General features: G+C 39.0%; 13 protein-coding genes and 1 tRNA gene. 8 read left to right on the top strand and 6 right to left on the bottom strand.

Going from position 1 to position 13,448, the window contains the following annotated elements; translation table 11 throughout:
- Positions 1-31: 31 nt before the first annotated feature.
- Both slyA and BO26_RS22575 read right to left on the bottom strand, forming a co-directional pair.
- Positions 32-463 (bottom strand): transcriptional regulator SlyA, encoded by a 432-nt coding sequence (slyA, locus tag BO26_RS20915; protein WP_036774830.1) that lies wholly within the window; start codon positions 461-463, stop codon positions 32-34.
- 559 nt (positions 464-1,022) lie between these two features.
- Entirely contained in the window at positions 1,023-1,262 is a 240-nt protein-coding gene (locus BO26_RS22575) for a DUF1289 domain-containing protein (protein WP_072023318.1), read from the bottom strand.
- 172 nt (positions 1,263-1,434) lie between these two features.
- Here BO26_RS22575 and gloA point away from each other — a divergent pair, with 172 nt between their 5' ends.
- Both gloA and rnt read left to right on the top strand, forming a co-directional pair.
- Positions 1,435-1,848, top strand: a complete 414-nt coding sequence (gloA, locus tag BO26_RS20910) for a lactoylglutathione lyase (RefSeq protein WP_036774828.1) — start codon at positions 1,435-1,437, stop codon at positions 1,846-1,848.
- Positions 1,848-2,501 (top strand): ribonuclease T, encoded by a 654-nt coding sequence (rnt, locus tag BO26_RS20905; protein WP_036774826.1) that lies wholly within the window; start codon positions 1,848-1,850, stop codon positions 2,499-2,501. The genes gloA and rnt overlap by 1 nt, the downstream gene beginning before the upstream one ends.
- A 330-nt stretch (positions 2,502-2,831) precedes the next feature.
- Here the strand turns inward: rnt and BO26_RS20900 are convergent, their stop codons facing one another.
- Positions 2,832-3,179, bottom strand: a complete 348-nt coding sequence (locus BO26_RS20900) for a Grx4 family monothiol glutaredoxin (RefSeq protein WP_015834067.1) — start codon at positions 3,177-3,179, stop codon at positions 2,832-2,834.
- A 272-nt stretch (positions 3,180-3,451) separates the two neighbouring features.
- Between BO26_RS20900 and sodB the strand changes: the two genes are divergently transcribed.
- Both sodB and purR read left to right on the top strand, forming a co-directional pair.
- Positions 3,452-4,030 carry a superoxide dismutase [Fe] gene (sodB, locus tag BO26_RS20895; protein WP_036774823.1) on the top strand — a complete coding sequence of 193 codons (579 nt, stop codon included), beginning with the start codon at positions 3,452-3,454 and terminating at the stop codon, positions 4,028-4,030.
- Between the two features lie 484 nt (positions 4,031-4,514).
- Entirely contained in the window at positions 4,515-5,540 is a 1,026-nt protein-coding gene (purR, locus tag BO26_RS20890) for an HTH-type transcriptional repressor PurR (protein WP_036774821.1), read from the top strand.
- 13 nt (positions 5,541-5,553) lie between these two features.
- On the opposite strand, the gene punR is transcribed toward purR, so the two are convergent.
- Positions 5,554-6,462, bottom strand: coding sequence for a DNA-binding transcriptional activator PunR (gene punR / locus BO26_RS20885; RefSeq protein WP_015834063.1), 909 nt, complete (start codon positions 6,460-6,462; stop codon positions 5,554-5,556).
- Between the two features lie 123 nt (positions 6,463-6,585).
- Here punR and punC point away from each other — a divergent pair, with 123 nt between their 5' ends.
- Together punC and cfa are read left to right on the top strand one after the other, a co-directional pair.
- Positions 6,586-7,821 carry a purine nucleoside transporter PunC gene (gene punC / locus BO26_RS20880; RefSeq protein WP_036774819.1) on the top strand — a complete coding sequence of 412 codons (1,236 nt, stop codon included), beginning with the start codon at positions 6,586-6,588 and terminating at the stop codon, positions 7,819-7,821.
- 288 nt (positions 7,822-8,109) lie between these two features.
- Complete coding sequence (cfa, locus tag BO26_RS20875; RefSeq protein ID WP_036774817.1) at positions 8,110-9,261, top strand: cyclopropane fatty acyl phospholipid synthase; 1,152 nt, start codon at positions 8,110-8,112, stop codon at positions 9,259-9,261.
- Between the two features lie 180 nt (positions 9,262-9,441).
- On the opposite strand, the gene BO26_RS20870 is transcribed toward cfa, so the two are convergent.
- Both BO26_RS20870 and BO26_RS20860 read right to left on the bottom strand, forming a co-directional pair.
- The gene (locus tag BO26_RS20870) at positions 9,442-10,419 is read right to left on the bottom strand and encodes a CgnE/CgnB domain-containing protein (RefSeq protein ID WP_036774815.1); all 978 of its coding nucleotides are present in this window, start codon (positions 10,417-10,419) and stop codon (positions 9,442-9,444) included.
- 480 nt (positions 10,420-10,899) lie between these two features.
- Complete coding sequence (locus tag BO26_RS20860; protein WP_036774811.1) at positions 10,900-11,556, bottom strand: riboflavin synthase; 657 nt, start codon at positions 11,554-11,556, stop codon at positions 10,900-10,902.
- Positions 11,557-11,822: 266 nt separating this feature from the next.
- Between BO26_RS20860 and BO26_RS20855 the strand changes: the two genes are divergently transcribed.
- Positions 11,823-13,196 (top strand): MATE family efflux transporter, encoded by a 1,374-nt coding sequence (locus BO26_RS20855; protein WP_036774809.1) that lies wholly within the window; start codon positions 11,823-11,825, stop codon positions 13,194-13,196.
- A gap of 171 nt (positions 13,197-13,367) precedes the next feature.
- A tRNA-Val gene (locus BO26_RS20850) sits at positions 13,368-13,444 on the top strand.
- Positions 13,445-13,448 lie beyond the last annotated feature (4 nt).

The following is a 13,448-nucleotide window of genomic DNA, read 5'->3' as shown; positions in this document are numbered from 1 at the left end:
TTTTGTTAGCACTTCATAAATACCATAATTACTATCTACTCTGTAATTGGATAATATTTTGCTCTAGTCTCTGAACTAAAGTGGAAAGAAAATCAAGTTCCTCTCGTGTAATACCATCCAGGATCTCATTTCTTGTGGATTCAATAACACCATCTAGCTCCCTAATAACAGACTCAGAGTCTTCAGTTAGCTTGATTCTTTTAGCTCGACGATCATTAGCACAAGTGTGCCTGGTGATGAGCCTTTTCTCCTCAAGCTGATCTAATGTCCTTACCAAAGATGGTTGCTCAATACCGATAGCTTTCGCCAACTGTATCTGAGATTGCTCCTGTGGTAACCGGCTAATATTGTATAACGTTACCCAATGAGTCTGAGTTAATTCCAATGGTTTTAAACGATAGTCAATTAAAGCACGCCAAATACGGACTAACCGTGCCAGATCTGATCCCAATGTCGATTCCAATTGTCCCTCCTTAAATAACCAGCCTACTAAACATAACAGCCAAATTTTTCTAAATTAGGCTAACTAGCCTTAAAAAGTATATATAACTTCTATGTAATCACAGCAAATTCGTAATAACTAACTAATTCAGGTAACTATAACCAAGAACAACAAAACTTAAATTAAATCCAAAGTAAAACAATCAACATACAATATCTTAACCATAAAAACCATCATAACTATGAATGCAAACAAATAGGAATCAATAAATACCATTCAATACTTTATTCCAAGTACTATAAGGATAGCTGTCATCCAAATGCTAATCTATCTATTTTTGCATTAATATTGTTTTTATTTTACATTTGTCACACAACCAAGCTAAAAATTTCATTTGAAACATAATGTTATACAGACAATCAAAATAAGAACAATGAACTTTTCCACTAAACAATAAATAAGAAAATAACAAACAAAATACGCTAAATTATAGTAGAACATTTATGACTTCGCCAAAAATATAACTCCATATAAGTAAATCATTGAATTGTTAATCCCAATAACCTCAAAGAATCGTTAATTAAAATAGTGATGGCTGTTCAGGTCTTTCTTCATCTGGTTGATTGGGAACTCTCAATGTACGTAAATATCTTTGCCGACAAAGTCTCAATACTTGGCGCTTTTGCTCATCCGTCATTCTCATCCAATTAAACCTTTCTTCCCGGCTACGATAGCACCCCAAGCAGAAGCCCCGTTCATTAGCCTGACAAATTCCTCGGCAAGGGCTAGGAATAGCAAAAAACTCTAGTTGCTCAACCATCACATCCCCTTACCTATACATTTCATATACTATGTTTAATTATAAACCTAAATAAGAATAAATTATAATTATGGATAAATTGAACTGTAACCGTAAGACAAGTTATAGTTAGTGTTTTTTGTGCGGGGTACTGCACAAAAATAAAATAAAAACCATTAAATTAGAGGTAATTATGCGTTTACTCCATACTATGATCCGCGTTGGTGATTTACAACGTTCCATTGATTTCTATACTGAGGTTTTAGGAATGCGCCTACTGCGCGTCAGTGAAAATACAGAATATAAGTACTCACTCGCCTTCGTTGGCTATGCTGATGAAAGTGAGGGAGCAGTGATTGAGTTAACTTATAACTGGGGAGTTGACAGTTATGAGATGGGAAATGCATTTGGTCATGTAGCATTAGGTGTTGATGATGTCGCAATAACTTGCGAGCGTATTCGCAAAGCTGGCGGAAATATTACCCGTGAGGCTGGCCCGGTAAAAGGCGGAACAACTATCATCGCTTTCGTTGAAGATCCCGATGGCTACAAAATTGAGCTTATTGAAAACAAAAATGCCAGCAATGCTCTGGGTAACTCAATCTGATGTCTGATAAAAAAGAGCCAAACGTCCTTAGTGGACGTTTTCGAGGTTATTATCCTGTAGTCATTGATGTTGAAACTGGCGGCTTTAACGCCAAAACAGATGCATTACTTGAAATTGCTGCGATAACACTGAAGATGGATGATGACGGCTGGATAGCGCCTGACGAATCACTTCATTTCCATATTGAACCATTTGAAGGGGCTAATCTTGAACCAGCCGCTCTGGAATTTACCGGAATTGATCCATCAAATCCGCTACGTGGAGCAGTGAGTGAATACGAAGCTTTGCATGCTATTTTTAAAATGGTTCGTAAAGGGATAAAAAACAGCCACTGTAATCGGGCAATTATAGTGGCTCACAATGCTAACTTTGATCACGGTTTTGTTATGGCCGCAGCGGAACGCACGAGGCTAAAACGGAATCCATTTCATCCATTTGCGACTTTTGATACAGCTGCTTTAAGTGGTTTGGTTTTAGGGCAAACGATTCTGGCAAAAGCCTGCATCACAGCGGGAGTTTCTTTCGACAATAATCAGGCTCACAGCGCCTTATACGATACTAATCGTACTGCCGAATTATTCTGTGAAATGGTTAACCGCTGGAAACGGCTTGGTGGCTGGCCATTAACAACAGTAGTAGAGGAAAATGCCTGATTAAGTGCCAATGGACCAAACTTATTTAAGTTTATGTGCATCGTGAATATCACTCATGCTCTTACCGTAATAAGCTAATTATAAACCACAGAATTACAGTTAACTATATGATTAATATAATTAAATGTAATTTAATAAGATAATAATCTCCCCATATATCAGAATATGGGGAGATAACATATATATACCCGTCATCTTTCAAGCTACTGCTTTGTTTGCTGCGTTCACTTACCCCAGTCACATCGTTATCTATGTTCCCGAGGATTCGCTCCCTTGCCGTCGCGAGGCATCTTGAAATCCATAGGGTATAGTCTGTAGTTAATTGAATAATTACTCTACGATGTTTTCGTCCTGAGAGCGGTATTTATCAGCCGCTTCTTTAATTAATGTTTGTAACTCACCGCGCTGAAACATTTCAATTATAATATCGCATCCACCTACCAACTCGCCCTCTACCCAAAGTTGAGGAAAAGTTGGCCAGTTAGCATATTTTGGCAATTCTGCGCGAATATCTGGATTTTGCAAAATATCAACATAAGCAAAACGTTCACCACATGCAGATAAAGCCTGAACCGCCTGCGCAGAAAAACCACAACTTGGTAATTTAGGAGAACCTTTCATATACAACAAAATTGGGTTCTCGTTAATTTGGCGCTCAATCTTCTCAATAGTCGTCATTTTTATTTCCTTTAAACCAACAGTATGCTGATAGCCAACATCGTCACAATATATTGGCGGAGAATACCATTTTCTTTCACCAAGATGCATCCTGATATTTTCTTATCCAAGCGCAAATGACATCTTTTTTTCTGTTATTTATCGTAGAAGTTGTTAAGATAATTAACAAAAATAGCCATACAATAATTAGCTTACATTTGCTCTTTACCATGCTTTGTCCTACTGAATGCATGATTTACAGAGCTAAAACCCGAAATGAAAAGGAGTACGCAATGTCTTTTGAATTACCACCTCTGCCTTATGCTAAAGATGCATTAGAGCCCCATATTTCCGCAGAAACACTGGAATACCATTATGGTAAACACCACAATACTTATGTCATAAATCTGAATAATCTGATTAAAGACACCGAATTTGCCGAGAAGTCTCTGGAAGAAATTATAAGAACTTCTGAAGGTGGCATTCTCAACAACGCAGCTCAAGTCTGGAATCACACTTTTTACTGGCATTGCTTGTCTCCCAATAGTGGTGGAGAACCAACAGGTAAAATCGCTGAGGCTATTAATAAATCATTCGGTTCTTTTGCTGAATTCAAACAGCAATTTACCGATTCAGCTATGAAAAATTTTGGTTCCGGCTGGACTTGGTTGGTTAAGAAAACTGATGGTAGCCTGGCTATCGTGAATACGTCTAATGCAGCATCTCCCCTGACTTCTTCTAATAAACCAATATTGACCGTGGATGTTTGGGAACACGCATATTACATCGATTATCGTAATGCACGCCCTAAATATTTGGAAAGTTTCTGGGCATTGGTTAACTGGAAATTCGTTGAAGAAAACCTGGCTTAATAGCTATTCATTCAACTAATTACCATCCATTCTAACATTCAGGGCGGATGCTCCATCCAAGCCATCTGCCCTGTTTTCTGTTAATATAAAACTCAATATTCCATACCATTTAATCAGTTAAAAACATCACGCAAAAATCAAGCAAAGAGCAGCTAAAATGGCAATCATCACTAACGTACTCACAGCTGTCAATAAACCAAGTTTTAAATCGGTATCCATAGAGCCTCCTCAAAATAAAAGTTTATAGCCACAAAAACCCTTGATTTGATATGGCTAATCATCCTTAATAGAAAGGAAAAAGCATAAAATAGCGATTACCACTCATTTTATAACATCGATTATTGCTTTCACTTTTGAGCCAGATCAGACAAAATTCGAAGTTTATCGATAAATAATTGCCACGTTCCCTATGTATCAAAGATATTGGCAAACGATTCACAAAGATTTATAAATTTAGACCAAAAGGTCAGGAGTCTTTCATCTCATGGCAACGATCAAAGATGTGGCTAAACATGCTAGCGTTTCAACCACTACCGTATCCCATGTTATTAATAAAACCCGCTTTGTCGCTGAAGATACTAAGGCTGCGGTTTGGGCTGCGATTAAAGAACTGAATTATTCACCCAGCGCCGTTGCTCGCAGTCTGAAGGTTAACCACACCAAATCGATCGGATTACTGGCAACGTCCAGTGAGGCCCCCTATTTTGCTGAGGTCATTGAAGCCGTTGAAAACAGTTGTTACAGCAAAGGCTATACGTTGATTTTATGTAACTCACACAACAATATTGATAAGCAGAAAGCCTATTTAGCCATGCTGGCACAAAAGCGTGTGGATGGTTTACTGATTATGTGTTCAGAATATCCGGAACAGCTGCTAGGAATGCTGGAAGATTATCGCAATATTCCGATGGTCGTCATGGATTGGGGACAAGCCAGAAGTGATTTCACTGATACTATTATCGATAATGCATTCCACGGCGGTTATTTAGCTGGCCGTTATCTTATTGAACGAGGCCATCGGGATATTGGTGCAATCCCTGGTCCCCTGGCACGAAATACCGGTGGTGGCCGCCATCAAGGATTCTTGAAAGCATTAAAAGAAGCCAGCATCCCAATCAGAGACGAATGGATTGTTCAAGGAGATTTTGAGCCTGAATCGGGTTATAAAGCCATGCATCAAATTCTAAATCAAAAACAACGTCCAACCGCGGTTTTCTGTGGTGGTGATGTTATGGCAATGGGCGCTATTTGTGCTGCTGATGAATTAGGGTTACGAGTCCCCCAGGATATTTCAGTGATTGGTTACGATAATGTACGCAACGCCCGTTATTTTTCGCCTGCATTGACAACCATTCATCAACCCAAAGAACGCCTGGGACAGATGGCATTTTCCATGTTACTAGACAGAATAATCAATAAACGTGAAGATGCACAAACCATTGAAGTACATCCACGCCTGGTTGAACGTCGTTCCGTCGCAGATGGCCCATTTATCGACTATCGTCGTTAATTTTGCTTATTCCTCACTCCTCCTGAAGCCATTCAGCATTAAGTGTTTCACTATCGCCAAGATAGTCGAGCAACCAACTTAATGCTGGAGAATGGCTATTTTGTGCCCATGTCAGGCAGCACGGGCTATCTGGCAAAGGCTGAACCAATTCCAACGCCTCCAGCTTTTTCTGCCGGATAAGCGGCATTGCCCTATGTTTTGGTACCATTCCCACACATAACCCTTCATTCAAACAATCCAGGCCAGATTCCCAATCAGGAACGACCAATCTGCGCTGATTATCCAGCGTCCAAGTGTCACGCTTCGGTAAATTGCGGGAAGTATCCTCAAGACACAAACTTGGATAAGGTCGCATTTGATTATCAGACAGTGGAGCAGTCAACTGAGTAAGAGCATGACCCGCACTGACCACACATAACCAGGGCATAAATCCCATATCTCTGAAACTGAATCTTGCTCCTACTGGCGCGACCCGGGTTGCACCAATTGCAACATCAACCCGGCCATCTACCAACGCATCCCACACGCCATTAAACACTTCCTGATGAATAAACAGTTCTACATCAGGAAAATGGTGATAAAAATCAAGAATAAGCTGACGACTACGTTCTGGTTTTACTACTCTGTCAATAGCAATATGGAATTGCCCTCTCCAACCATTTGCAACCTGTTGACATTGATGGCGAGTGTCAATCATCTTTTTGATAACAGAACGAGCCTCTTTAATGAAAATACTACCAGCCTCCGTTAATTCCACATCCCGATGGCGACGCTCAAATAGCGGAACAGCAAGCCACTCTTCTAGTTGTCTTACGGTATAACTGACAGCAGAAGGAACACGATGAAGTTCCGACGCAGCAGCACTAAAACTTCCTGTTCTGGCGACAGCATCCACGACTTCAAGTGAATATTCTGACCACATAATTTTACCTTTCAATTTTTTTCACAGCATTATGCAAATATTACCGTTTCACAAGTAAAAATCACGGCATATAGAATAGGTACAAGTGTTTTTATCTACCTATCACAGCAAGTTATTTCAATCATGACACCTAAAGAGAGTAATCAAATGAAAAACTCAAGTCAGTTCATGTTCTACCTTGCAGGCTTGAGTATGCTAGGTTATCTGGCTATCGATATGTATTTGCCGGCTTTCAGCTCGATGCAACAAGAGCTAAACACATCGGCTGGAGCAATCAGTGCCAGCCTAAGCATCTTTCTTGCCGGTTTTGCCGTTGCTCAGCTTTTATGGGGGCCTCTTTCTGATCGCTTCGGAAGAAAACCGATTATTATCATAGGATTATCCATGTTTTCTATTGGCTGCCTGGGCATGATTTGGGTAACAGACGCCTCTCAACTTTTGGTGTTGCGTTTTGTCCAGGCTGTAGGTGTTTGTTCAGCAGCAGTCTCATGGCAAGCTCTCGTTATTGATCGTTATGATAGCAATCGTACTAAACGCGTTTTTGCAACGATTATGCCTCTGGTTGCCCTTTCCCCTGCTTTGGCGCCTTTGATGGGAGCCTGGCTGTTACAACATGGCGGCTGGCGCATAATTTTTCTGGTATTAATGGCAACCGCACTCCTGCTGCTGTTACCAACTCTATTCCTGCAAGAAAATCGTAGAAAGGATCAGGCTCAAACACAAACGAGTAATGTATCTTTCTTTACGTTACTCAGAGCACCGATATTCAGTGGCAATGTTTTAATATATGCATCATGCAGCGCTGGCTTTTTTGCCTGGTTAACAGGCTCGCCTGTTATTCTTAGTGAAATGGGATATAACCCGAATGACATAGGTCTAAGTTATGTACCACAAACATTGGCCTTTATGATAGGAGGTTACGGGTGCCGCAGCATTTTAACTAAAATAAAAAGTGAGATTATTTTCCCTTATCTATTAGCTGGTTATGCTGCCAGTATGATTTCACTGTATTTAATCGCCAAATTCAGTGCCCCCTCTCTGCTCACAATTCTGATACCTTTCTGTTTTATGGCGGTAATGAATGGTGCTTCATATCCAATAGCAGTAGCAAACGCTTTATCCGCTTACCCACAAGACAGTGGAAAAGCAGCCGCATTGCAAAATACACTTCAATTAGGACTTTGTTTTATTGCCAGTCTGATTGTTTCAGCATTTATCGACAATCCACTTATTGGCAACCCACTGGTATCAACAACAGCCGTCATGGCTTCTACCATTGTGCTAATGTCATTAGGATATTTTATACAATGGAAAAAAAAACCTGACAGTTATAAACAAGCCGCCGAGCAGAATTCTTAATATTAATCAAAGTGTTAATTAAATAAAGACTGTTAATGTTCAATTAATCACAGTCTTTATTTATTAATTGATGAAACAATTTTACGCTTTTATACTCATATCAATTCCTTATTCTAATAATCTGGAATTTGAGGTTTTCAGGAGCAATGGTTGCTCTTATTAAACTAATGGATTAGCCACCTTTAAGGTTTTTCGCTTTAACTTTTCGCATTTTGCGTTCTCACATTCTACTTTATTAGCTAAAACAAGCTCCTCAATTATCCCATCACCTTAACGTTGGAGAGTAGTATGAGTTCATCCTATATCGAAAACCAGAAAGTCGTCACTAACTCCTGGCAGCAAATTGCCAATGAAATGTTACAAGAAGCGGGTATACAGATTAACGGTCACAATTCTTATGATATTCAGGTAAAAAATCCTGACTTCTATAAAAGAGTTTTACAGCATGGCTCAATGGGATTAGGTGAAAGTTATATGGATGGCTGGTGGGATTGCGAACGGTTAGATATTTTCTTTTATCGCGTTTTACGAGCTGGACTAGAAAATAAAATACCTCATAGCCTCAAAGATACGCTGAAAATCGCAATAACTCGTTTGCGTAATCTGCAAACCCCAAAACGGGCATGGATTGTAGGCCATAAACATTACGATTTAGGCAATGACCTTTTCATCCGTATGCTTGACTCTCATATGCAATATTCCTGCGGATACTGGAAACAAGCTGCAACATTAGAACAAGCTCAACTTGATAAATTGAAACTCATTTGCGAGAAATTAGAGCTCTCTCCAGGTATGACTCTGCTAGATATTGGTTGTGGCTGGGGGGGATTATCGGCTTATGCTGCCAAAAATTATGGCGTTTCCGTAACAGGAGTAACCATATCTACGGAACAACAAAAATATGCACAGGAAAGATGTATTAATCTGGACGTAAACATTCTTCTGACAGATTACCGAGATTTACATCAACAGTTCGACAGGATTGTTTCTGTAGGTATGTTTGAACACGTCGGGCCTAAGAATTATTCAACTTACTTCGAGGTTGTCAAAAGAAACCTGAAACCTGACGGATTATTCTTACTACACACCATCGGTTCTAACAAAGATAAAGCCAGTGCTGATCCGTGGATTAGTAAATATATTTTTCCTAATGGCTGTATACCTTCTATTGAACAAGTAGCTCACACTAGTAAAAACCGTCTTATTATGGAAGATTGGCATAATTTTGGAGCAGACTATGACCGCACATTGATGGCCTGGTATGAGCGGTTTATTGCCAGTTGGCCTGAAATAAAAGATAACTATGGCCCAATATTTAAACGTATGTTCAGCTATTACCTAAATGCCAGTGCAGGTGCATTTCGTGCCCGCGATATTCAATTATGGCAAATAATGTTCAGCCCCAAAGGTATTGAAGGTGGATTGCGAGTAACCCGCTAATTAATCAAAGGCTACAGCGGAATACCACTGTAGCCTCAACCTAGGACTTAACTAAATTTAAACGATATAAGAAATCGATTTCAGATCTTTAAACATTAAAAGAAGAATTTTAATATAACTTTACTATTTAAATATTTATGCAAGAGATGTCTTTAACATTAAAAATATAAACACCCCTCGCTAACTAAAATAACCAATATAGCCATTATCAAAAACAAGTGTTTGATCAAACTCTATTTTTCCACCAGAAAATATCAAATCCAAATGATGACTTCCCTTTATTCCACCACCCAAACCTAGATGCAAACCTGGGTGCCTTTCTTCAAAACCTGCATTTCTGCCGTAGAGTGCTTTCACTCCCGTGTTGGTACCAATACCAAATTCTTCGACAATGCTATTACCGCGATTATGATTCAAATATAAATCAAAATCCCGACTAAATTCAGCATTATCACAATCAAACCCAATAATCTCACCGTCCTGTATATTTATAATCATCATATCATTCACAACACCATATTTTATGGCAAATGGCGCAGTGCTCAAAAAGGTACCACTGAAACTAATGCTGCCGTTAAGGTTCTTTATGTGGCTTGCTATTTCTCCAGGGATAACATCAAGATTTCCACTTCCATCAACAGAAGTCCATTTATGATCTTTATCTAAATAACCTATAATTGAATTACCTTTATTATCTGTATATTGGATTTTTTGTGATCGTTTTAATAGCTCAATAAGTTTTTTATTTCTTTCTGCTATTGATTCTTGCGACTCACTAAATGCTTCAATAAAATGATAACCGTAATCTTTAAACAGTACTGACTTTTTCCATGATTCAGTAATAAAGCGCTTTAGTTTAATTAAATATTCCGGACCTTGTGGAGATGCATTTTTCAATGTTGATGATGCATAAAGAAAAATAAACAAATCGCAATCAGATATTTTCTGTTTTACATCGTCAACTGATGCTTCTTCTAAGAAAATGAGATCTGATTTTACCTTAAAATTCTTTTCGTACACATGCATCTTTTGTACAATATCACCATGTTCAATGTCAGCTCCAATAAACAATTTTATACATTCATTATTTCTTACTTTATCCGAAATTGCAGGATGATACGATAAACATCGATACATATTTCTAAGACTTTTATCCATAAGAACAATCCTGTCTTTTTTTAAGTAAGGGGATATTCCCCTTACTTTTTCTTTATGAAGGGCTGTTAAGGCCAGAGCGCTGTGCCGAAAGGGACGACAGCTTGTGCATTCATCATTTCAACAGCATCATCGTGGGTAGGTTCTTCAAGCCATTCATCTAACTCAAGCGTGTTTTCCATAAAATAGCCTCTAAAAATACAGTAATACAGTGGCTGACTTGCACTTTGCAAGATAGTATCTTAACAATATAGCAACGTCAGAAATTATATTAACTAACATAATACACAAAATACTGCAATGGAAATCACAAAAGCTTCATTTTTCCATCATCGATAAGCTCAACGACTCTTTTTGCTATGTGATTAGATTGATTATGAAAACAAAACTATTGGCTTGCGCCATAATAATACTGACTCAATGGCTTCACTGTCAGCTTAAAGCCAAAAGCTACAGAACACCCTGTAGCTTTTCGTTTACCAACTATTCATCAAGAATAATCACTGGATGTTGAGCGATAATTTTTTCCTGCTCTTTCTGAGCAAGAACCCGTTCTACCGTATCAACAATCGCCTGAGTCTGTGGATCAATCTCAATATTCACTTTTTGACCAAGGCGTTTTTTACCCAATGTTGTGCGTTCTAGTGTTTCAGGAATAAGGTGAACACAAAAACGATTATTCACCACATCACCAACCGTCAAGCTGATGCCATCAATGCCAATAAATCCTTTATGCATGATATATTTCATCAATTGCTTATCGTGGATACGGAACCATATTTGATGATTATTTTCTGACGTAAAAATTTTAGATATTTCAGCGACAGTGATGATATGACCGGACATCAAATGTCCACCAATTTCATCGCCAAATTTAATCGCCCGCTCCAGGTTTACATAATCTCCTACCTGTAAATCACCAAGGTTAGTCAAGCGCAGAGTCTCTTTCATTAAATCGAAACTGATCTTATCACCTTCCACTTTGGTCACTGTCAGACAACAACCGTTATTGGCAACTGACGCTCCCGTTTCAATGCCTGGCAATAACTCAGCCGGAAATTTAATTACATAAGTCCGGAAATTATTTTTTTCATCAATAGCAACCAATGGTGCTTTTCCTTGAACTATACCAGTGAACATAAGAGAACCTCTTAATACCATGTAAAATTACTAATTAGTTTATATCAAGTTACCATTTATAAATACTATACGAGCCTTATGAATGTAGATTTCCTATTTCTATTGAGTGGTAACTCCCTGGCCCAAAAGAGGTGTTAAGACGTTTCTTGCTAAATAATATCAAACGGATACAATATCATGGTTAGTTAAGCAATTGATTTTTCGAAAATCATTTCTCATATACTGAAGTTTTACTTAATATTTTCTACTTATAAAAAGGTGTATACGTGCAGAAGTATTTAAAAGAAGCGCGTAGTCTGCTTGCTCTGGGAATTCCCGTCATCATTGCCCAATTCTCACAAACTGCAATGGGGGTTGTGGATACGGTTATGGCGGGTGGTGTCAGTGCAACAGATATGTCCGCGGTTGCTGTTGGTACCTCTATCTGGCTACCAGTTATCTTATTTGGCTATGGTCTGCTAATGGCTTTGACACCAATTATTGCGCAGATGAATGGTTCAGGTCGCAGGCATATGATTGCCAGCCAAACACAGCAAGGGTTTTGGTTGGCAACCTTCCTGTCAATTATCATTATTGCTATTTTATATAACTGTAAATTTCTCATTGATAAACAACACAATATAGACCCGCTTTTGGCAGAAAAAGCGGTTGGATTTATCCACGCAATAATGTGGGGTGCACCAGGTTACCTGTTTTATCAGGTACTTCGTAATCAATGTGAAGGTTTATCAAAAACTAAGCCAGGAATGGTTATTGGATTCTTAGGATTGTTAATTAACATTCCGATTAACTACATACTCATTTACGGTAAATTTGGCGCACCCGCTCTGGGTGGCGTTGGCTGTGGTGTTGCTACTGCTAGCGTTTACTGGGTTATGTTTCTGTTATTACGTTGGTATGTGAAACATTCATCCTCACAAAAGGATATTCGCCCTGTACGTCGTTTTGCAGCACCAGAATGGCATATCCTGAAACGTATCTCCTCTCTGGGCTTGCCTATTGCTATGGCAATGTTTTTTGAGGTTACTCTATTTGCGATAGTTGCATTATTAATTTCCCCTTTAGGTGTTACTGCTGTGGCAGGGCATCAGATCGCACTGAATTTCAGTTCATTGATGTTCATGTTTCCAATATCTTTAGGCGTTGCAGCCACTATTCGAGTGGGATATAACCTGGGACAAAAATCTATTGAGAATACCCGTATATCAGCTTATACCAGCATTGCCGTAGGTTTGATATTTTCCTGTTTAACTGCAATCTTTACTATCATGCTACGAGAACCGATAGCCTTGATGTATAACGACAGCCCTGAAGTTGTCACCATGGCGTCACAACTTATGCTATTTGCTGCTTTTTACCAACTATCTGATGCCATACAAGTTGTTGGTACTGGTGTTTTGCGTGGATATAAAGATACGCGATCTATCTTCTATATCACTTTCACCTCCTATTGGATTCTGGGGTTACCCAGTGGTTATATTCTAGGATTAACCAACTATATTGTACCCGCCATGGGGCCAACAGGATTTTGGATTGGCTTTATTATTGGCCTGACCACATCAGCAATACTGATCTCCTTCCGTATTTTACGGATACATAAACAATCAGATGAGGTGGTTTTACAACGCTCAACCCGCTAATTTGTTGTCTCTAAAACTGGGGACGAATATACTTATTGTATAAATAAACGGCACGCTCATTGCGAAAGATGCAAATACGAACAGTTAAACCTTAATTTGTATTATTCCTCTTGCAAGAAGACTAACTGGCCGCTAATATTCGTCCCCGCTGTCACCAATGCAATTTAGATTGCGTCCGTAGCTCAGTTGGTTAGAGCACCACCTTGACATGGTGGGGGTCGGTGGTTCGAGTCCACTCGGACGCACCAAATT

Source organism: Photorhabdus australis DSM 17609 (assembly GCF_000711895.1).
GTDB classification, from domain to species: Bacteria; Pseudomonadota; Gammaproteobacteria; order Enterobacterales; family Enterobacteriaceae; genus Photorhabdus; species Photorhabdus australis.
Note: the sequence above shows the minus strand (reverse complement) of the source record. Positions and strands in the feature narration are given on the sequence as shown.

Bases quoted from the DNA above. Each gene is read 5' to 3' on its own strand.
- BO26_RS22575 (WP_072023318.1), bottom strand. From the start codon at position 1,262: ATGGTTGAGCAACTAGAGTTTTTTGCTATTCCTAGCCCTTGCCGAGGA.
- gloA (WP_036774828.1), top strand. From the start codon at position 1,435: ATGCGTTTACTCCATACTATGATCCGCGTTGGTGATTTACAACGTTCC.
- rnt (WP_036774826.1), top strand. From the start codon at position 1,848: ATGTCTGATAAAAAAGAGCCAAACGTCCTTAGTGGACGTTTTCGAGGT.
- BO26_RS20900 (WP_015834067.1), bottom strand. From the start codon at position 3,179: ATGACGACTATTGAGAAGATTGAGCGCCAAATTAACGAGAACCCAATT.
- sodB (WP_036774823.1), top strand. From the start codon at position 3,452: ATGTCTTTTGAATTACCACCTCTGCCTTATGCTAAAGATGCATTAGAG.
- purR (WP_036774821.1), top strand. From the start codon at position 4,515: ATGGCAACGATCAAAGATGTGGCTAAACATGCTAGCGTTTCAACCACT.
- punR (WP_015834063.1), bottom strand. From the start codon at position 6,462: ATGTGGTCAGAATATTCACTTGAAGTCGTGGATGCTGTCGCCAGAACA.
- punC (WP_036774819.1), top strand. From the start codon at position 6,586: ATGACACCTAAAGAGAGTAATCAAATGAAAAACTCAAGTCAGTTCATG.
- cfa (WP_036774817.1), top strand. From the start codon at position 8,110: ATGAGTTCATCCTATATCGAAAACCAGAAAGTCGTCACTAACTCCTGG.
- BO26_RS20870 (WP_036774815.1), bottom strand. From the start codon at position 10,419: ATGGATAAAAGTCTTAGAAATATGTATCGATGTTTATCGTATCATCCT.
- BO26_RS20860 (WP_036774811.1), bottom strand. From the start codon at position 11,556: ATGTTCACTGGTATAGTTCAAGGAAAAGCACCATTGGTTGCTATTGAT.